Raw genomic sequence first — 223 nt, 5'->3', positions numbered from 1 at the left:
GTGGAAGGCCTTGATGGCCGGGCTGCAGCGGATGGCCGAGAGCGTTGCCATGTAGAGGGCGCATCGGACGGTGGCGCGGCCGCCGGCGATGTGGCGCTGGCCACGCCAGGTGCCGCTGTCGTGGGCGACCGGGGCGACGCCGACGAGGGCTGCGAGTTTCTTGTCGTCGATGGCGCCGAGTTCGGGCAGTTCGGCGATGAGCACGGCGGCGCCGACCTCGCCG

The 223-nt window shown here is 72.6% G+C and carries 1 protein-coding gene; it reads right to left on the bottom strand.

Going from position 1 to position 223, the window contains the following annotated elements; genetic code table 11:
- Nucleotides 1-223: IS110 family transposase (locus tag QWJ46_RS31185; protein WP_302756404.1), on the bottom strand; the 223-nt coding region annotated here is incomplete at both ends.

It is taken from the genome of Rhizobium sp. CBN3, assembly GCF_030518245.1.
Taxonomy (GTDB): Bacteria; Pseudomonadota; Alphaproteobacteria; order Rhizobiales; family Rhizobiaceae; genus Rhizobium; species Rhizobium aethiopicum_A.
The sequence above is the reverse complement of the archived record's forward strand: the minus strand, read 5'-3'. Positions and strand labels throughout refer to the sequence as shown.